Raw genomic sequence first — 19,099 nt, 5'->3', positions numbered from 1 at the left:
GACAGGCGGAAAACTTTTACTTCGGCCATCCCCTGGGTGAGATGCGTCTGGTAAGCAGAGTTTTTGAAATTTAAGGCCTTTCTGTAATTCCAAAGGCTACAGTATCAAGAAATTTGCAACAGTGCCCCTTGCCCTGCAGATTCTGCTTCGGCCGGAAGGTGAGTTGCGAGAAAGGCTGAGTCGGGTTGAGATGATCGCCTTTCGCCGGTCCCTGCGGTACCGGGGTTTCCGGTGCAGGTACCACCGGCTGGCCGGTTTCACGGTTCAGCACAAAAATGTTGCCGGTTTTAGCCGGTACATACACCACCGGTACGCGCTTGCCGCTGCTGTCCGTGATGTCCGCCAGGGTTGGCTGCGACGGCAGATCCATGTCCCACAGGTCATGATGTACTGTCTGATAGAACCAGGCCAGCTTACCGGTAGAGGCGTGCAGCGCCAGCAGGCCGCTGGCATAACGCTCCTGTTCCGGCGTGCGATGACCACCCCAGATATCCGGCGTCGAGACGCCCATTGGCAGATAGATGATGTCACGCTGAGCATCATACGCCGCCGGTGCCCAGGAGTTAGGTGAGTTGGCGCTGAAGGTCTCCCCTTCTGCAGGCAGCGCATTCGGATCTTTCGCGCCAGGATCAAACGCCCACACCAGCTTACCGCTGTCGATATCAAAACCGCGGATCACGCCAGACGGTTCACGGGTTGACAGGTTATCGGTGACCAAGCCCGCCACGATGATCACTTTGTCGGTGACAATCGGTGGTGACGTCGGCTCATAACCGCCCGGATAGGCATTTGGCTGCTGATGTTGCAGATTCAGCTCACCGTGGCTGGCGAAGTTCTCGCAACGCTCACCAGAGGTGGCATCCAGCGCAATCAGACGACCGTCGTCCACCGGCAGGAAGATACGACGCGCGCAGTGGGCAGGCTGTGAAGCGCTACTCTGCTGCGCCGCCGGCATTTCGTGATAGGACACGCCACGACAGGTGATGTGCTGGAATGACGGATCGGATTTGAGCTTCGGATCAAAGCGCCATTTCTCTTTGCCGCTCACCGCGTCCAGCGCCAGCAGAATCTGGTGTGGCGTGCAGAGATAGAGCATGTTGCCCGCCTTGAGCGGCGTCACTTCATTGGTAATCTCACCCGGATCGTTCGCGGTTTTGACATCGCCGGTGTGATATTGCCAGGCCACCTGCAGGTTCTGCACGTTGTGCTCATTGATCTGCTTCAGCGGCGAGTAACGCACGCCTTCCTGCGTCCGGCCGTAGGCGGTCCAGTCTTCCGCCGGTACCGATGAAGCGGCTGGCGCAACATCGGTCAGCGGCAGTTCGCCGTTTATCTCCTGCGGATCGTGCAGTGATGAGCCCACCAGCAGCGCTCCGTTAGCCAGTAAGGCGATAACCATCGCCGCCAGCGGTTTTTTACCGGCCGGGCCAAACTGACGATAGCTGAAAGGCAAAATCAGCCAGATCCCCAGCAGTACCCAGACGTCGAGTCGCGGCACCAGCGTCCAGTAGTCGCTGCCTGCTTCCTGCCACGCCCACAGCGCACTGGCGATCAGAATCGCGGCGTAGAGATAGAGCGCACTGCGTTTTCTGCGCCACAGCAGCACGCTAAAGCCCGCCATGGCCAGGCCGCTGATCAGGTAATACGCGCTACCGCCCAGCGATAGCAACCAGACGCCGCCGATCAGCAGCCAGGCAGAGCAGGCGACAGAGAACAGCAGCGTTAACAAATTGAGTGTTCGGGATACCCGTGACATGTGTTTAACCTTGATAAAAAGCGGGAAATGTAAAGAAACATCAGTGCAAGTGTAAGCGCTATCACATGCCATTTACATTGCCTTTTCGTGGCGGAGTGTAAACAAATCTCTAATAATTCTTATATATCAGCCAATTACATTAGAAATGTGTTAACTAAAAAATTTCAACCGATGCGAACCACGCAGCTCATCGTAAGAATCCCGGTATAAATGGAAACGATACCACAACCGCCGTCTTCAGCGGTGCACGGCTGGCTGGCGAGTTTGACTCCCGCTTCTCCGGCGGCTGTGTTAGCTTGCTGGCATCAACTTTCGCCCTGAAGCTCGGCCTGCAAGGAGTAGCATAATGCAACCTGATGTGATCACCTCTGCGCGGCTGCGTTACCGGCCGTTGAGTCAGCAGGACTGGCCGTTTTATCTGGCGGTCAGTCAGGATCAATCGGTGATGAAATATATCTCTGATCCACGCTCTGCCGACGAAATCAGAACCCACTCGTTTGACGTTCGCTTGCCCGCCTGGCATAAAGGATGTGATCACTGGCTTTGCCTGGTGATGGAAGAAAAAACCTCAGGATTGCCGACAGGATTCAGCGGATTTATCGATCGGGGTAACGGCATTGCCGAGTTTGGTTTTATTCTCGCCGCTGACTTTCACGGCAAAGGTTACGGTCGCGAGTCACTGAATGCGGTGATCGGGTTTTGTTTTGACCAACTGGCGTACCGCAAGCTGGTGGCGACCGTTACCGCTGCGAATATCGCCTCACGGAAAGCGTTAATCTCCGCCGGCTTCGCGCAGGAAGGCACCTTAAGGCAGAACTTTTTTCTGAACGGTAAATGGCAGGATGACTGGCTGTTCGGTCTGCTGAAAGAGGAGTACCAGAGCCGGCGCTAAGCCGTTACGTTCATTCAGCCCCGATGCTGAACCTGAGACGGGCAACAAGGTGGAAAGGGTATGCTGGATTATATGGTGTCGCGCTACCAGAGCCTGCCGGTTTCACCGCACCGGCTCAGGGGCTGGCTGATTAAGTGGCTGACGCAGCAGCAGGCATGGTGTCGTGATGCCCGTTTCTCTGCCGCCTTTCCCTGGCGTGAAACCGGGTTGCCACAGCGTTATTTTCTGCAACGTGAACTCCACATTGACGGTCAGCGTTATCTCACCGGTCCCCGCTATCTCGGCGGCGATCTGGCCCAGCCGTTTATCGATGTCGTCGCGCTGGATGGACCGATTAACCAGCAGGTTGCCTGCGCCATTATGCAGGCGTGGCAGGCGCTGAACCCGCAAACGCTGCGCGTGCTGCTGCCCGCCGACCATCCTGCGATCGGCTTCACCGATCAACTGATCTTTCTTGGCCGCCCGGACTCGCTTTCCGCCCCGACCGGGCAGGATGTTTCGCTGGTGACCGCCACCAGAGAGGATTATCCGGTCTGTCTGACCACTATCAATCGCGCCTATCGTGCCAGCTGGCGTGCCCTGCCGCAGCTCAGACATCTGCTGCTGGCAACCGATAAACGGGAACTGCGTGAGGATATCGCCCAGGGCAACGTCTCGCTGATTGTCAGTCAGGGTCAGCTGGCCGGCTTGATCATTTGCGCGATGCGCCGCGTGGGGTTCATTGAGGCGATTCAGATTCTGGATGAGGTGATTTTGCCCGAATACCGCGGCCGCGGACTGGCAGCGCGAGCCCAGCAGATGCTGTTGCAGCAGCTCGATCAGCGTTACGGCGACAGCGTGCTGCTGACCGGCACTATCCTTCCCGGCAATACGCCTTCGCTGAAAAGTGCAGAAAATGCCCAGCGGCGTTGCGTACTGAAGTATCAGTTTTTCACACCGGCCGACTTAAGTGCAGGTCAGCGGGTGATGGCCGCTGACGGCTAAATGCACTGCCTTACCATAGCGCCAGCTCAATTAATTTATCCTGCACGCTATAAACCCGCTGTTTCAGATTCAGACTCTCTTCTGCACTGATACGTTTTGCATCAAACGCGCGGTTAATCTTTTCCAGCGCCATTTTGGTTTTGCTTTTCAGACCGATGTGCCAGTTTGCCTGCGGGTAACCTGCCACCTGATTTTCTAAACTCAGCACCAACTCAACCACACTTTTACCACCGGTAGAAGTTTCAGATGCAGACATATCTACCTCTATTTGCTGCTAAAACAGATGCCTCTTTGCTGCAGGCATTATACATAATCCCGCCGTCCGCAACGGGGTTTTCCTGCGCCCCGCACCGCGCTGTCCGATACATAACCTGCGGCCAGACCTGCCGTACCGCAACGCTACGGCTTCGCTCGCAAAATTCCGCAGGCTGTTCTTAACTCATTTTCAGTGATTTCCGTTCGACTGAGCCTGCTATCGGAGGACCTTTTGGCCAAAAAACCTCAAACAACCGCCAGCGATAATACGCTTACGCTCCGGCGCTGGATAACCGTCGGTCGTCCGGCGACCGAGCTTTTTTCCCTGTGGCTGGAGCCGGATACTCTGCCGCGTATTATGAGCCACTTTGCCACGGTGACGCCGGTCAATAAAAGCGATGCGCACTGGCAGATCGAAGGCCCGCTGGGTAAACACTACGCCTGGGAGAGCCGGATTGTCGAAGCCCAGCCGGGCGAAATTATTGCCTGGCGATCGCTGGAGGGTGCCGACATCCCTAACGAAGGCGAACTTCTGCTGCGCCCGGCGCCCGGCGAATGGGGCACTGAACTGGCGCTCACTCTGCGCTTCATCCCGCCGGGCGGCGCGCTGGGGAAAAAGGTGACCAAAGTGTTTGATCTGTTGCCGAAAGAGGTGGCCAGCAAAGCGCTGCATCGCTTTAAAAGCCTCGCCGAGACCGGAGAGATCGCCACGCTGGATGGTCAGCCTGCTGGCCGCCACGCCGAACGTCAGGATAAGGAGAAATAAATGCGCGCACTATGCTGGAATGGCGTTAACGATTTGAGCGTTGAGACCGTGGCCGATCCGGGCCTGATAAATCCTCATGATGCGATTGTTCGCGTCAGGCTGACCACCACCTGCGGCTCCGATCTGCACGTAATTGATGGCCTGATCCCGAGTATGCGCGAAGGTGACATCCTCGGTCATGAATTCATGGGTGAAGTGGTCGAAGTCGGCAGCGCCGTAAAAAATATTCGCCGCGGCGATCGGGTGGTGGTGCCCTCATTTATCTCCTGTGGTTCCTGCTGGTATTGCCAGCATCATTTACCTTCCTGTTGTGACAACACCAATCCGCAATGGGAGAAAGGAGAAGCCGTACTCGGTCATCCGACCGGCGGTATTTACGCCTACAGCCACGCCTTTGGCGGCTATGCCGGATCGCATGCAGAATATGTGCGCGTGCCGTTTGCCGACAATGATTGCTTCGTGGTGCCCGAGGGCGTGACCGATGAACAGGCGCTGTTTCTCTCTGATGCTGCCCCGACCGGTTACATGGGTGCCGATTTTTGTAATATCCACCCTGGCGACACGGTGGTGGTATGGGGCTGTGGCGGTGTCGGTCTGATGGCGCAGCAAAGTGCATGGCTGATGGGCGCTCATCAGGTGATTGGCATCGATCGCTATCCGGAACGGCTGGCAATGGCGCGCGATTATGCCGGCAGCCTGACGCTGGATTACACCCAGGTGGATATCAACGAAGCGTTACTGGAATTAACCGGTGGACGTGGCCCGGACAGCTGCATTGATGCGGTCGGTATGGAAGCCCGGGGCGAAGGATTGAGCCAGGTTTACGATAAAACCAAACAGATGCTGCATCTTGAAACCGATGTTGGCGCGGCACTGCGTCAGGCACTCTACGTCTGCCGTAAAGGCGGCAACATTGCCATTCTCGGCGTTTACGGGGTGATGGATAAGTTTCCGTTAGGCCTGATGATCAACAAGAGCCTGACAATCCGTACCGCTCAGCAGCATGGACAACGTTATATGCACCGCCTGCTGGAACACGTGGCCCGCAATGAACTGAACCCGGCTTTTATGGCGACGCATCGCTTCCCGCTGGAACAGGCACCGCGGGGTTACGAGATGTTCAAACACAAAGAAGATGGTTGCGTCCGCGCTATCTTCGTCCCCTGACTGACTGCGCCGCCACGATCGGCGGCGTAGCCATTATCCTCAGCACATCACTGGCAGCCTGATGCTGACCGATCCGGATCGCAACATCAGGCTCCACTGGCGGCCTATTAGCGGGCAGTGGCTTTACTGCACCCGGCCGTAACAACCTTCTTCACCCTGCCCTGTCGCCCTTCGCTTAGCGCATCCCTGTCTGACAATAACTGGAGCTGCGCTGGCGGCAACATCATTAATACCGGCTGTTGAGCAACACCGGCTGCGGCGGGATAAACCTGTCAGCGTGGCATAGCAACATGAAGATTGTGTGACGTTAAAAGACGAAAAACCCATCAGGATTAATCACCTGCGCTAGCGCACTGACACCGTTTGCAATTCATACTTTGAAAACAAAATAATTACCTTCGGCGATTTTTTCATGACTAAATTAGCGCCAGTTTTCATTAACGGAGCGGGCAAATGACGCATTTTACGACGATTCTTTTCTCTTCACTGTTTGTGTGCTGTAACGTTTTTGCCGGGCCGGTCTCTTCCGTTGCGCTCGGCACGCTTTCCACTGCATTAAATGAACGGATGCAGGTGATGAAAGAGGTGGCTGGCTACAAAGCACAGCATCATCTCCCGATCGAGGATTTGCCGCGGGAACAGCAGGTGATGCAAAGCATGCTGAAAAACGCTGAGCAAGCCGGACTGGAACCCCATTCGGTGGAACCGTTTGTTCATGCCCTGATGAATGCCAGTAAGGCGATTCAATATCGTTATCGGGCGGACTGGCTATCAGTCCCGGATAACGCCGCCGTCAGGGATCTGGCTGATACCCGGCAACAGATACAACGGCTGGATAGCCAATTGCTCAACGCGATCGGCCAGCAGCTGTTGGCTGGCGGCTTTCCGCACGCCGAACGGGCATGGCTGGCCTCGCAACTGACGGCGGCCAACCTGAGCGAAGGCGATAAAAATAGCCTGCTCACGTCGCTCGCCAGCATCCGGCGCAGCCAGTAACATTTAATCCGGCCGCTGATTCAGCGCATTAAGCCGCACGACGCCGATCGATAGTTGCCTCTGCCAGCGGGAGTCGCGTTGCTGGCATCGATTAACCTGCGGCGGCGGTTAACAGCGCAGACGAAGCGTCGCAGGCAGAACCAGCTGGCTGTTAACTGGCTCATCGCCGCGGATCAGGCTGGTCAGGATCGCGAAGCAGGCCTGCGCCAGCTGCGGCACGTTTTGCTCGACCGTGTCGATGGGGATGGAGAGGGAATCATACAGGTAGTGATCGTCAAAACTGGCAATGCGGATGTCGCTGGTCAGCAAGCGGTGCTCGCTCATATAGCGCAGAACGCCCTCCAGCAGGCCGCAGGCGGCGGTAAACAGCGCTTTCGGCGGCCGCCCCAGCCGTTCGCACAGGGCGGCAAACATCTCATAACCGCTGGCCGGGTGATAGTTACCCTGAATAATCCATTCCGGACGCAGCGTAACGCCAGCACGCGTGAGTCCCTGGCTGAAACCCGCCAGGCGATCCTGGGTTGGTGACAGATCGGGCTGACCGCCAAGAAAGTAGATCTCATCCGGACTGGCGCGCGCCAGCCTTTCAACCAGATCGGCGGTGGGCGTGATGGCATCGGTGATCACCCAGGGTAAGCGCGTGTCGCTGATGCGACGGTCAAACAGCAGCACCGGCAACTGCTCGCTAAGGGTGACGTAATCACTGTCGCTTAACATGCTGGACGCGACAATCAACCCGTCGACCTGGCGCGATACCAGGTTATTGACCACCGCCATTTCCTGCCCGGCATTTTCATCGGTACAGGAGATCAGCAGCTGCAATCCTGCGGCGCGGCACAGATTTTCCAGCGCATGAGAAAACGCAGCGAAGCCATGGTTGGTGATTTCCGGCACCACCAGTCCCAGCGTATGGCTGCGGGCATCGTGCAGCATCCGGGCATGAATGCTGGGCTGATAGTGATGCTGTCGGGCAAGCGCCAGCACCCGTTCACGCGTCTCCTTCGCGACCCGCAGTTCTTCTCCGCGGCCGTTGAGCACCAGGCTGGCGGTGGCTTTACTCACCCCCGCCAGCGTGGCAATGTCACTGATGGTAACGCGTTTCGTTTTTCTCACGGCAAGGCATCGTCTAAGGAAACAAGCGCTTATTCTACCATGCAGCGACGTAACGACCAGTAGTGAGCCTGCAGTTCTGCGCGGCCACGCAGGGTTAACCACGCCGGCTGCGTCGGAAAATAACGGCTGCTCATCACCCCTTCGCCATCATTGATGAAAATCTCAACGCTGGAGTGATCGCACAGGATCTGTAACCGGCTGGCGGCGCCCGTCCAGTAGCGGTAGTGCCATTCACCCGTGACCAGACTGCGACGCGCCAGCTGCAGTGCATCCTGCTGCCACGTCACGATCAGCGTGTCGGCAAAATTGAGTTCGATTCCGCCCTGGCTTTCCAGCAGCAGTTCCAGCCGCTGCGCATCGATCGGCGGCGCGTCATCAGCACGTCCCTGATAAACCTTTCCGGCTTCGCGCAGCGCCTGCAGCTCGGCGATCGGTTGCTGACAGAGCTTGCCATCCCGGGAACTGAGTTCACGCAGGCAGGTCATCTGGTGGATCCAGTGATGAGCAACGGTGGGCTGGGCCATCTCTTCCCCATCGGGCGTGCCCATCCATCCCACCAGCAACCGCCGCCCGTCAGCGGTCAGCGTGGTCTGCGGCGCGTAAAACTCGAAGCCGGCGTCCAGTTCGTGCAGCGGGCCGTGGCGATAGGCCGGCGTCTGATCATCGAGCGTGCCGCTCAGCCAGGCGCTCGGGTGACTGTTGAGAAAGCGTTTTTCCTCGCGCGCCACGCCCTGCGGGCAGCAGATCAGGTAAGTGCTGTCGCCGAGAGTAAACATATCCGGGCATTCCCACATGTAACCCGCCGGCCCGAGACCGCCCAGCCCGCTGCCCGCTATCTCACCGAGCAGTTGCCACTGCTGCAGATTTTCCGCCCGCAGCAGCAGCACTTTACCCTGCAACTGCCGATCCTGAGCGCCCAGCACCATGTACCAGTGGTTACCCTGTCGCCAGACTTTCGGATCGCGGACATGTCCGGTGTAGCCCTCTGGCAAAGCAATAACCGGCCCGAGCTTATCAAATCCTGCTGCGCTATTTTGCTGAGCCAGGCACTGCCACGCAGTGCGTGTGCCGTCGTCAAATTTCACGTTGCCGGTGTAAATCAGCGTCAGAACGCCATCGTCATCGACCGCACTGCCGGAGTAACAGCCGCTACGGTCATACGCTTCATCCGGCATCAGCGCAATCGGCTGATGTTGCCAGTGCAGCAGATCGGCAGAGCGCCAGTGTCCCCAGCATTTATGTTTATGCTCGCACCCCAGCGCATTCCACTGATAAAACAGATGATAATGACCGTCAAAATGGATAAATCCATTCGGGTCGTTAAGCAGTCCGGTAACCGGCGCCAGATGCCAGCCGGGATAATGATGGTCGTTAAGCGCAGCAGGCATCTTCTGCATCACCGCCTGCAGGATAGCCGGCAAAAGTGTCGATGAAGCCATTATTCAGCATCCGTATTGTATTTAAGCAGGTAAGAGACCACGAACGCCGTGGTGAATGCGATCGCCACGCCGATGCCATAATTGAACAAGGAACCCGCCTTGACGATTGCCATGCCTGGCAGCCCCGTCAGCCCGACGGCTGTCATATAGACATGCACGGAAACCACCCAGGCACCGCCCAGCGCGCCACCGATCAGGCCGGCTATAAAGGGCTTCATGAAGCGCAGATTAATACCAAAGATTGCCGCTTCCGTGATCCCCAGCAGCGCTGAGAATGCCGAGGGCAAGCTAATCGCTTTTATCTTCACATCTTTAGTTTTAAACCACACCGCCAGGCAGGCACCGCCCTGAGCCACGTTGGCCATCGCCCAGATCGGCAACAGGAAATTAACGCCAATGGCGGGATTTCCCAGCAGTCCGGCTTCAATCGCATGGAAACTGTGGTGTACCCCGGTAATCACGATCACCGAATAGAGCCCGCCAAACACCAGCCCCGCCAGCCAGCCCGCGTGGGCTATCAGGGTACTGAGCACCAGAGAGATGCCGTCCCCCAGCATACGACCAGCCGGTCCGATGATCAGCAGCGCGATAAAACCGGAGATGATTACCGTCAGGAACGGCGTCAGGATCAAATCCAGTGCATCAGGAATAATCCGGCGCAGCTGCTTCTCCAGTACGCTCATAAACCACACCGCCAGCAGCACCGGAAACACCGTGCCCTGGTAACCGATCATCGCCACTTCGATACCGAAAAAATTCATGGTATGGAAGCCCGAAGCCACGCCCCAGGCGTTAGTCAGTGCCGGGTGGGTCAGAATGCCGCCAAGGGTTGCGCCAAGAAACGGATTGCCGCCAAACTCACGAGCAGCGGTAAAGCCGATCAGGATCGGCAGGATAATGAAGGCGGCGGAACTGCACATATCCAGCATGATGTAGAGTGCGTTATCCGGATTGACCCAGCCGTAGGTTTTCACCATGCCCAGCAGCCCCATCAGCAGGCCGGATGCCACGATGGCCGGGATAATCGGCACAAAGATATTCGACAGCAGACGGGCGATACGCTGGAACGGATTAAGCTTGCGCGCCGCGATATCCGCCGCTTCAGATTTGCTCGACTCGCTAATCCCCGCTTCAGCAATAAATGCGGCATAGACCTTGTTGACCACACCGGTGCCAAAAATCACCTGCAGCTGCCCGGCGTTGCGGAAGCAGCCTTTTACGCCCTCGATCCGGCCAATCGCCGCGGTGTCTGCCTGGCTGTCGTCCGCCAGCACCAGCCGCAGGCGCGTAGCGCAATGCGCCGCGCTGGCGATGTTCTCCCTGCCGCCCAGCAAGGGCAGTAGCGCGCGGGAAATTTTTGCATAATCCATATTAACCTCTATCTTCTGGTTTCATTTTTATTGGTGCGGTTGCCCAGCCCCTGCAGGCTGGGGCTGTCTGGTCAGAACCAGGTTTCCATCTGAACGCCAAAGTTCCATTCCCCTCCGGCCTCAAAACCCTTACTGCCAAAGGCATCATCACTGGCATAGTTATCCAGCCGGTGATCCCAGTTCATCCAGCTGGCGAACAAGCGGATTTCCGGACGTTTCAGGAAGTCGCCTACGTCTCCGGCTTTCAGGGTGGGTGCGACGGTGAGTTTGGTGAAGCTGCCGCTGACGGCATTGCGGTTTCTGTACCCTTCCGGGCGCAGGTCCATGTACTGATAAGAGCCTTCATACTGCATCTCAAAATTTTGAGTCATCTCCTGAATCAGCCGCAGGTTAACGGTCGCCCAGTCGTAACTGTCGCCTTTGACATAGCGATCCTGGCTATGCTGAGCCAGCAGCGCCGGGGCAATATGCCAGCCGTCTCCCAGCGCCGTGATGCCATAGCTGGCCAGACGCCAGCTATCCGCCTGCGGCAGCAGCGCGCCATCTGAACCAACAGATTTCACCTCTGCACCCAGACCGTGGCCATACAGCAGCGCCGTTTTCGCCGAGCCGTCGGTCAGGCCATAGAAGCTGTCGTTATGCAGTCCGAGCAACGCATGTACGCCGGTGTTCGCCGCATCGCTTTTGATCTTATTTCCGTCAATATCCTCGCGATCATCGTTATCTCTGGCCCGCATGCCGCTCATCATCAGCTGAACCGGGCCGACAAAGTTGTTGAGTGACAGGATGTAGTTTTGCGCGCTGTTTTCGTTGTTTTCGATATCACCAAAGGTCCGTCCATACACCGAGAGGTTGCTGCGCGCCCGATCGCCCCACCTGATGTCGTAAAAGCCGGCACCGGTTCCGGCGAGGAACACCACATCGGAGTCGATCCAGTGAATATCGAAGTTGTCACGATCAAAGCGTTTACCGGCCCAGACGGTGCTGTCTTTAAAGGCACCGTCGAAGGTCGGCAGTTGGCCGATTTCGACAAATGCCTGCCGCAGGTTGAGATCGCTGCTGTCAGCCGTCCAGTCGTTGTAGGTACGCTGACCGTCGGCCAGCATCGCTTTAAAGCGGGTGGTGACACCGTTGGTCAGCGTCTGTTTATGTTCCAGATTCAGTTCGACATAGGTGTCAGGCTCATTACCGAGACGCCCGACGTGGCCGCCGGTTTCGCCGGCAGGGGTCAGCGTCGGTCCGCCCTGGGTTTTCGCTGCCGAGCTGTTCATCAGCAGGCCGGAGCGGGCGTAGCCGTGAAATTCAAATCCGCCCGCATCGGCGGAAGGTTTCAGTTCCGGTTTAGCGCTACGTTGCGCAACGTCAGTGGGAGCTGGCGGGGTCTGCTGCTGGACGGTTGCCAGCTGTTGTGCCTGCTTCTCAGCCGCTTCGGCCCGGATTTCAGCCGCGCTTGCGCGTTGCTCCGCGACCTGCAGACGGTGTTCAAGTGCGGCAAGCCGGGCTTCAATCGTGCTGAGGCCCGGCTCTGCCCGGACCGGCACAGCAACGAACAGGGTTGCCAGGGCTAATGCAATCGTGCTTTTTTTCATTGTTTTGCGTCTCTGAGGAAGGGCTATCATCACAAACTTTTTTTGCTAAACCGGTTTAGGCGCGAATCATAATCATGGGTAATTTCATCGCGAAATGAAAATTGCTAAACCGGTTTAGTGAATGTGAGATGGCTCGCAAAACCAGTGATAACAGCCCGGAAAATCAGCCTGTCAGGTCGCTGAGTTGATGCAGCCAGGGTAGTGCCGTCATCGCCCCTTTAGCCGTGGTTGCCAGTGCGCCACAACGCTGGGCGCTGGCAAGACTGACGGCTAACTGTGGCTCATCGGCGGGCAGACCCGACTGCGCCAGCTGCCACAACAGTCCGGCGACAAAGGCATCACCGGCACCGGTGGTGTCAATGCTGGCCACCGGCGTAGTGGGATAGTGATAAATCTGCCCCTGGTGATAAGCCATCACGCCCGCCCTGCCCTGCGTAACCAGCAGCAGCTTAATGGCAAAACGTTCAGCCAGCTGTTGCATGCTGTCGGCAGGATCTGCGGCAGAATGGAGGAACTGAAGTTCCTCTTCTGACAGCTTCACCACATCAGCACAGGCCAGCGCCTGATGCACAACCGCATGCAGCTGTGTCGGGTCAGGCCACAGATCATCACGCAGGTTCAGGTCGAAACTGACGAATCCGCCTGCGGCGCGTATACGCTGCATTGCGGTAAGCGTGGCTGTCCGTGAAGGTTCGGCTGACAGCGCGATTGAACAGCAGTGCAACCATTCCCCGGCGCTGAACTGCGGCAGATCGGTTGTCTCAAGAAACAGATCGGCGCTGGGACGTACCATAAAGGTGAACGACCGCTCGCCGGTGTTATCCAGTCCGACCACCACGGTTGAGGTGCGATGAGCAGGGTCGGATTTAAGGAAGGAGGTTTCTACCTGCTCATCAATCAGCGTCTGGCGCATAAAGTCGCCAAACGGGTCGGCCCCTACCCTGCCGATAAACGCACTCTTCCCCTGCAGGCGCGCCACACCCACCGCCACATTGGCCGGTGCGCCGCCCGGACACTGCATTAAACGTCCCGGCTCTTCTGGCAACAGATCGACTACCGCATCACCCAGACACCACACGCGTACTGACATAGAAATTCCTTAAAGTATATGAGTAAGCTAAACCGTTTTAGCTATAACCGCAAATAAGTCAGGATTCAACAATCAAATTGCAGTAATGGGAGATGTAACGCCGGAATAATGGGAAGGATGGCAGTCTTTAACCTCCCTGTAACGCCGGATGGGTCAGCAATGCAGCGAGTTTTCGAGCGGGAGTGATGAATAGTGAAGAAAGTGATCTGACCGGCCAGGATAAAAAAACCGGCGGCAGGCCGGTTTTAACGATAATCAGGAATTGTTCTGCTTCATCGATGACAAAATCTGTTTAATCGAAGCATCAATCTTCTCGGTGATCTCTTTTGGCAGGCGGCTGAATTCATACTGCACGGTCCGCTTCTCGTCGTTGCTTTTACGGCGCGCATAGGTATTGGCGGTGCTGAAGGTCGCCAGTTTTTCCGTCACCGTCCTGCTGGCTGGCGGCGGCGTTTTAAGCTGCTTCCTGGCGGTTTTGAAGCAGTCGAGAATGGCCGATTTTTTTTCGTCGGCGTTGAGCTGTGCCGGCATCGTATCACGGGTCAGTTTATCCTGAATCTGACTGACCAGGTCATCGACCGCGACCGCTTCGGCTTTGGCTTCTTCCCACACATCAAGCAGCAGCTGATAATCCTGCAGCGTCAGTTCAGCCACCACCGGGAAAAGTTCGATAAATTCAGCCGGAACTGAAGCAGCCTGGAAAGCACGCGTCACTTTGGCATTCGAGATCCCTTCCGCTTTGGCAATCTCCGACTTACTCATGCCCTGCTCGTTCATCAGCATAAAACGCAGTCCCAGCTCGCGCAGGTTATGTTCGCGGGCAGTCTGAATATCGGCGGCCAGCTGACGAGCATCACTGATGCTCAGTTCATCCGCCGTGACCAGCACTTCCAGACTGGCGCCAGAGAGAATACAGGCTGCACGGCGACGGGAGCCATCCATGATTTCGATCCGGTCAGCGGTGATGCGCCCGATGGCCGGGAAGAACTGTTGCAGGGTAATGGTGCGGGTGATCTCTTTGAGCGACTCCGCCGTCAGCGTGCTCTGATCGCGACCGTTGATCTTCGGGTCGACATAGGTCTTTGCTTCGATGTCATCATGCGGAATCAATTGCCGCACAAAGGTCGCCTTCATACCTGACTTCAGGGTAAAGGTGCGCGACTGGCTGCTGCTGTCGATCATGCTGGCAATGGCGGAATCACCGAATTTGCGGCCAATGCGCTGGATGGGTTTGCTCACAGGGTGCTCCTGATATATTCAATGCGATCGAATACAGCCCTTGAGAACTGTTCCGCTTCATATTTAGCTTTGCGTAACGCATCAGCGCTGCCGGGATAGGATGACGGGTTCGCGCTGATCACCGTATCAAACGATTCGCCGCAGCGTTCAAAGCCATCCAGTCGCGGCAGGCCACAATCGAGCATCGATTTGGTAAACACTTCGCGGGCATAACTTTGTGACGTGAGATGGTCGTGCTTGGAGGTCATTTTTGACATGAAGCCAATATTCGCCTTCAGACGTGGCTCAACCCCTTCCGCTTCGATCCGCTCCAGCATCTCTGGCAGACGCGTCAGGTACTTCATGGTTGAATGGAAATCAACCTGAGCCGGCGGCGTTGGCGTCAGCAGCACATCACTGGCAGCAATCGCATTCAGCATAAAGGAATCAAGATGCGGGCCGGTATCGAGGAAGATGAAGTCGTAATCGCCTGCCAGACGATCGATGACGTTACGGCGCAGAACTTCAGAAGGTGCAACGCCAGGCAGATGCTGGGCGACCAGTTCTTCCCAGTCACTGGCGACAAAACCGTCATCAATCGAGGCGGGAATGACATCCACGCCAGGCATCACCGTCGGTTTGATAAACTGCTCACGCAGCTGGTCAGCGTCCAGATCGTTCAGCATTGCCTGAGCGGCGGTTTCCAGCACAGAGCCGACACTGTTGGTGTGGCTGAGAAACATGGTGCTGGATGCCTGCGGGTCGAGGTCGATAACCAGAATACGCAGGTCATTGTGCAGCATCGAAGGATGGGCGCGCATACCGTGGGCCAGCGTTACGGTGCTGACCGTTTTGGAGACGCCACCTTTGAGGCTGACCACAAAAATCACAAACGGGCCTTCGTGCTTGTCGCGGTATTTTGGCACCTTGCGATGCTGATAAATATCGACCACATTCTGGATGGTTAATGCATATTGCGAGGTGCTACCGGTTTGCTTCTTGCCAAACTGATAGCCGGCTTCTTCCATGTCACTGATGGCAGCAACCACGGCATGCTTACTCAGCAATGGCATATTAGCGACGGCATTGCGTGAGAAAGTCTGATAAAAACCGGTCTGGTTAAATTCCTGACGCTGCTGCTCAATGTGATTGCTCAGCCCGTGCAACATAGAGTTGGCACGCGTTGCCATCTCCAGCACACCACCATAGTCACGCTTCATAAGCCCCTCTGCGTTAATGTTTTTTTGCATACTACACAAAAAGCGGCTATCTGCCAATTTTTTAGAAAAATGCCAAAAACCTGGATTTTTTACTATCGGATGGAATGCTTCGGCAGAGTCAGCCAGCGTAACCGGCTTATCATCCAGATCGGGTGACTACAGCAGGGAGTAGCGGGGAAGCCTGGCTAATACACAGTAGCCGAACTCAGGCAGGGATAAGCGGCAGACGAATCTTCGTTGGTGCTGTTATTATAAACTTCTGCGATCTCATTTGTCTGGGCAGGAACCGCAGCCAGCATACAGCGTAATAACAGGACAGGATCCTGGTCAAAATGGTGGGTGAAAAAGGGTGTTTTCATCGTGAAAATTTAAAAAATAATCATTTACTTCAGCATCTTACACGTAAAATTCCCTGGTGAGATTTCGGGAAAGAAACGGTCAGCACAAGTCGGAAGATAGAGTAAAGATCAGGAGAGCGCCGGCGAGGCTTTTAATGGCATCAGTGACGGTAAATCTCTCATATCCACGGTTAATCCGCGCATAAATAGTAACAGGATAGTTTAGCCTGTTGAGATGTTCCTTTACCGACGGTAACAACGCGTCATGGCGATTAAGCCATTTCCGTGAGGAGAGCGGTCGCAAAATTATAATGACAAGACAGATTGCTCACCTGACTATTTGCCCGTTTTCCCGTTTTCCCGTTCTTCCTTTCTCGCTTTTTATACGTTGTATCATCTGGACCGAAAGAACGTGGTTAGCGCCGGGTAGAGAACAAAAGTGGACGAATCAGCAGGCGCGGCAATGAGATGTTGAGGCGTAAACTTCGCCAGAATATCACCGCCGCTGAGATGCAGACCCGCTCATCATCCTGGTTGTATCTGCTTTCAGCCGGCCTCTACCAGGGTGCCCGATGTTGATCGAAGTAGAATCCGCCGGTAATTTCCGCCGGACTCTGTTCTGCCAGCCAGACAATGCCGGCAGCAGCTTCAGTGACGCTCCGATAACCACTGTGTCCATTGAAATCCGAGGCAGTATAACCAGGGTCGACGGCATTAACGCTGATGCCCTGATCCTTTAGCTGTTTGGCAAAGGCGAGGGTCACCGCGTTAAGTGCAGTTTTGGAGCTGTTATAGCCCAGTTCATTGACCTTAAAATAGGGATGGTTCGGGTCGGAGACCCATTCCAGTGAGCCCAGTCCGCTACTGACCATAATAATTTTAGCGCTGCTGACTGCGGCTTTCAGCAGCGGCAGAAAAGCCTGGGTTACTCTTATGGCACCAAACACATTGGTATCATATACCGCCATAACCTCATCGATACTTTGCTCGCTGGGGTGAGTGCCCAGAAAGCCTGAGATACCGGCATTATTAATCAGAATATCCAGCTGCCCTTCTTCTTTAAACATGTATTGCGCAGCCGCCTGAACGCTCGACAACTGCGTCACATCCATCACCACTATCCGGGTTTCGATACCTTCCGCGACCAGTTTTGCCAGCGCAGCCTGGCCCCGCGCTTTATCACGACATGCCAGCCAGATGCGGTAACCACGCAGGCCAAGCTGTCGGGCTGTTTCAAAGCCGATACTTTTGTTGGCTCCGGTAATAAGAACAGTTTTATCTTTCATACAGGCTACGGTTTATTCGGCTTGGGTGCTCTTTCTTCTGCAGAAAGAGACCCGTATTTGCCCTCCCTTTTTAAGCTGATTGATAATGTTTGATAATAGAGGGTAATGTGAATAGGCTGATCGGAAATCCGGACAATAACAGACGGCAACTGTGGATGACCTATCGATCTTCATTACCGTATACAAAGAAAATGGTTTCCGCATGGCCGCGAAGCAGCTTGATTTATTACCTTCTACCGTCTGAGATCGGTGCTGACCGCCGTTTCAAGTACGCAGCAAGCAGTCCGCGGCGTGCTAAAACTGAATGTTACTGGTGCAGTGATGACGGATATCCTGCCCCCCATAATGAACCCTTTCCTCCTGCGATATCCGCTATGGCGAGCAGCTGGCAAAAGATAACATTGCCGTACCGATTGGTCCCCGCCCACAGACGCTCGCACTGGCGGCCGCGCCTTCTTATCTGGCTTTGCAGGGTTTACCGTCACATCCGGCTGATTTAGCAGAGTATGACTGTATTCGGTTGAAGTATTCAAGCGGGGCACTGATACCCTTGCAATTTGGATGGCAGGGAAAGATCGTGAGTGTGAATCCCTCCGGTCGCTTAATCATTGGCGTCAATGGTGCCGCTGCCGCTATTGAATTTGCCAGACAGGGCAGAGGGATAATTGCTACCTTCGAAAACTAATTACAGCCCCATTTCGAAACTGGCGAGCTTGTTGCTGTACTGCCAGAATGGTGGTCTGCATTCGAAGGCCCCTGGCTCTATTTTCCCAGCCGGTTCATGTCTGCGCCGTTGCGCGCATTTGTTGATTTCCTCAAACAAGATGCTGTGGCTCAGTCATCTTGACCGACTTAGTACTGTTTCGTAACGGCAACGTACTGATTGCAGCGTAGAGAGAGTATCGCTTCGCTCTTTTTGCTGTCGGGCTATCTGCGAGTTTCTGCTTAATGACCACTACGCACGCACCAGATCCAAACTGAAATATGCAGACTGTTGAGGTTGATTGATCGGTGTTTTTGCTAATTTCTTGAAAAGCCCCTCTTCTGGCTGATTAAAAAGCTGACTCTTCCAACAGCAGCATTTCACGTATGAACTACCTACTCAAAGGGGAGGGGGAATTGACCTGCTTAAAACGAGCCGGTCTGACAGCAAATATATATTGCCAGCCAGAGAGACCTCACAACCTCATTGAGTGGATGTTCCATCCGACAGTGAACTTATGGCCTTCAGAACTCAAACCTTCATTTCTCAGCCACTGTTTAGAGGGAAGTTTCACGGTTTTACTTATGATGGTTTTTACTCACTGCTATAGCCGGATGGATTAACGTAAGCATTGAGCACAAGTTTTGTGCTGAGAATCGCTTTGTTAAGCCTACAGCGCCCATAATAACGAACTCCGCAATCCTGATTTTCAGGGTAAATTCACGGTGTTTTCATCATGAAAATCCAAAAAAAGTCATTTTTAATCAAATGCTTACATTGATATTTCTATGGTGAAAATTTTGTCTGAGAAGGATGAATAAAACGGTTTAGTTGAGCAGAGGAGAGAGTCGCTAAATGTCGTTAAATACTTCTTACCCATGAATCTGGTGCCTGACTAAACACCGGGCTGGTTATCG

14 protein-coding genes and 1 pseudogene are annotated in these 19,099 nt (G+C 55.2%); 5 read left to right on the top strand and 10 right to left on the bottom strand.

Annotated elements, in window-relative coordinates:
* Positions 1–127: 127 nt before the first annotated feature.
* Positions 128–1,756: pseudogene (locus AABB92_RS21275) on the bottom strand (outer membrane protein assembly factor BamB family protein); the annotation flags it as partial.
* Positions 1,757–2,102: 346 nt separating this feature from the next.
* On the opposite strand from AABB92_RS21275, the gene AABB92_RS21270 reads away from it, so the two are divergent.
* Complete coding sequence (locus tag AABB92_RS21270; RefSeq protein WP_031378129.1) at positions 2,103–2,648, top strand: GNAT family N-acetyltransferase; 546 nt, start codon at positions 2,103–2,105, stop codon at positions 2,646–2,648.
* 60 nt (positions 2,649–2,708) lie between these two features.
* Entirely contained in the window at positions 2,709–3,632 is a 924-nt protein-coding gene (locus tag AABB92_RS21265; RefSeq protein ID WP_031378128.1) for a GNAT family N-acetyltransferase, read from the top strand.
* A gap of 10 nt (positions 3,633–3,642) precedes the next feature.
* On the opposite strand, the gene AABB92_RS21260 is transcribed toward AABB92_RS21265, so the two are convergent.
* The gene (locus AABB92_RS21260; protein ID WP_031378127.1) at positions 3,643–3,888 is read right to left on the bottom strand and encodes a hypothetical protein; all 246 of its coding nucleotides are present in this window, start codon (positions 3,886–3,888) and stop codon (positions 3,643–3,645) included.
* Between the two features lie 231 nt (positions 3,889–4,119).
* Here AABB92_RS21260 and AABB92_RS21255 point away from each other — a divergent pair, with 231 nt between their 5' ends.
* The 3 genes from AABB92_RS21255 (at position 4,120) to AABB92_RS21245 (ending at position 6,816) form a co-directional block, all read left to right on the top strand.
* Positions 4,120–4,653, top strand: a complete 534-nt coding sequence (locus AABB92_RS21255) for an SRPBCC family protein (protein WP_031378126.1) — start codon at positions 4,120–4,122, stop codon at positions 4,651–4,653.
* Positions 4,654–5,820, top strand: a complete 1,167-nt coding sequence (locus AABB92_RS21250; protein WP_046289436.1) for a zinc-dependent alcohol dehydrogenase — start codon at positions 4,654–4,656, stop codon at positions 5,818–5,820.
* A gap of 453 nt (positions 5,821–6,273) precedes the next feature.
* Positions 6,274–6,816 carry a chorismate mutase gene (locus AABB92_RS21245; protein WP_031378125.1) on the top strand — a complete coding sequence of 181 codons (543 nt, stop codon included), beginning with the start codon at positions 6,274–6,276 and terminating at the stop codon, positions 6,814–6,816.
* Positions 6,817–6,924: 108 nt separating this feature from the next.
* Here the strand turns inward: AABB92_RS21245 and AABB92_RS21240 are convergent, their stop codons facing one another.
* The 8 genes from AABB92_RS21240 to AABB92_RS21205 form a co-directional block, all read right to left on the bottom strand.
* A complete protein-coding gene (locus AABB92_RS21240; RefSeq protein WP_046289435.1) occupies positions 6,925–7,929 on the bottom strand; it encodes a substrate-binding domain-containing protein in 1,005 nt (334 codons plus the stop codon).
* A 29-nt stretch (positions 7,930–7,958) separates the two neighbouring features.
* Complete coding sequence (locus AABB92_RS21235) at positions 7,959–9,368, bottom strand: sucrose-6-phosphate hydrolase (RefSeq protein ID WP_031378124.1); 1,410 nt, start codon at positions 9,366–9,368, stop codon at positions 7,959–7,961.
* Positions 9,368–10,738: a sucrose-specific PTS transporter subunit IIBC gene (locus AABB92_RS21230; RefSeq protein WP_046289434.1), complete on the bottom strand. Its 1,371-nt coding sequence runs from the start codon at positions 10,736–10,738 to the stop codon at positions 9,368–9,370. Before AABB92_RS21230 ends, AABB92_RS21235 begins: the two co-directional genes overlap by 1 nt.
* A gap of 71 nt (positions 10,739–10,809) precedes the next feature.
* Entirely contained in the window at positions 10,810–12,327 is a 1,518-nt protein-coding gene (locus AABB92_RS21225) for a carbohydrate porin (protein ID WP_342550282.1), read from the bottom strand.
* Positions 12,328–12,490: 163 nt separating this feature from the next.
* Positions 12,491–13,417 (bottom strand): aminoimidazole riboside kinase, encoded by a 927-nt coding sequence (locus AABB92_RS21220; protein WP_046289432.1) that lies wholly within the window; start codon positions 13,415–13,417, stop codon positions 12,491–12,493.
* 255 nt (positions 13,418–13,672) lie between these two features.
* A complete protein-coding gene (locus AABB92_RS21215; RefSeq protein ID WP_046289431.1) occupies positions 13,673–14,656 on the bottom strand; it encodes a ParB family protein in 984 nt (327 codons plus the stop codon).
* A complete protein-coding gene (locus tag AABB92_RS21210) occupies positions 14,653–15,855 on the bottom strand; it encodes an AAA family ATPase (protein ID WP_031377930.1) in 1,203 nt (400 codons plus the stop codon). Before AABB92_RS21210 ends, AABB92_RS21215 begins: the two co-directional genes overlap by 4 nt.
* 895 nt (positions 15,856–16,750) lie before the next feature.
* Complete coding sequence (locus AABB92_RS21205; RefSeq protein ID WP_046289430.1) at positions 16,751–17,479, bottom strand: SDR family oxidoreductase; 729 nt, start codon at positions 17,477–17,479, stop codon at positions 16,751–16,753.
* Positions 17,480–19,099: the final 1,620 nt, after the last annotated feature.

Source organism: Pantoea brenneri (assembly GCF_038594305.1).
Lineage (GTDB): Bacteria > Pseudomonadota > Gammaproteobacteria > Enterobacterales > Enterobacteriaceae > Pantoea > Pantoea brenneri.
The sequence above is the reverse complement of the archived record's forward strand: the minus strand, read 5'-3'. Positions and strand labels throughout refer to the sequence as shown.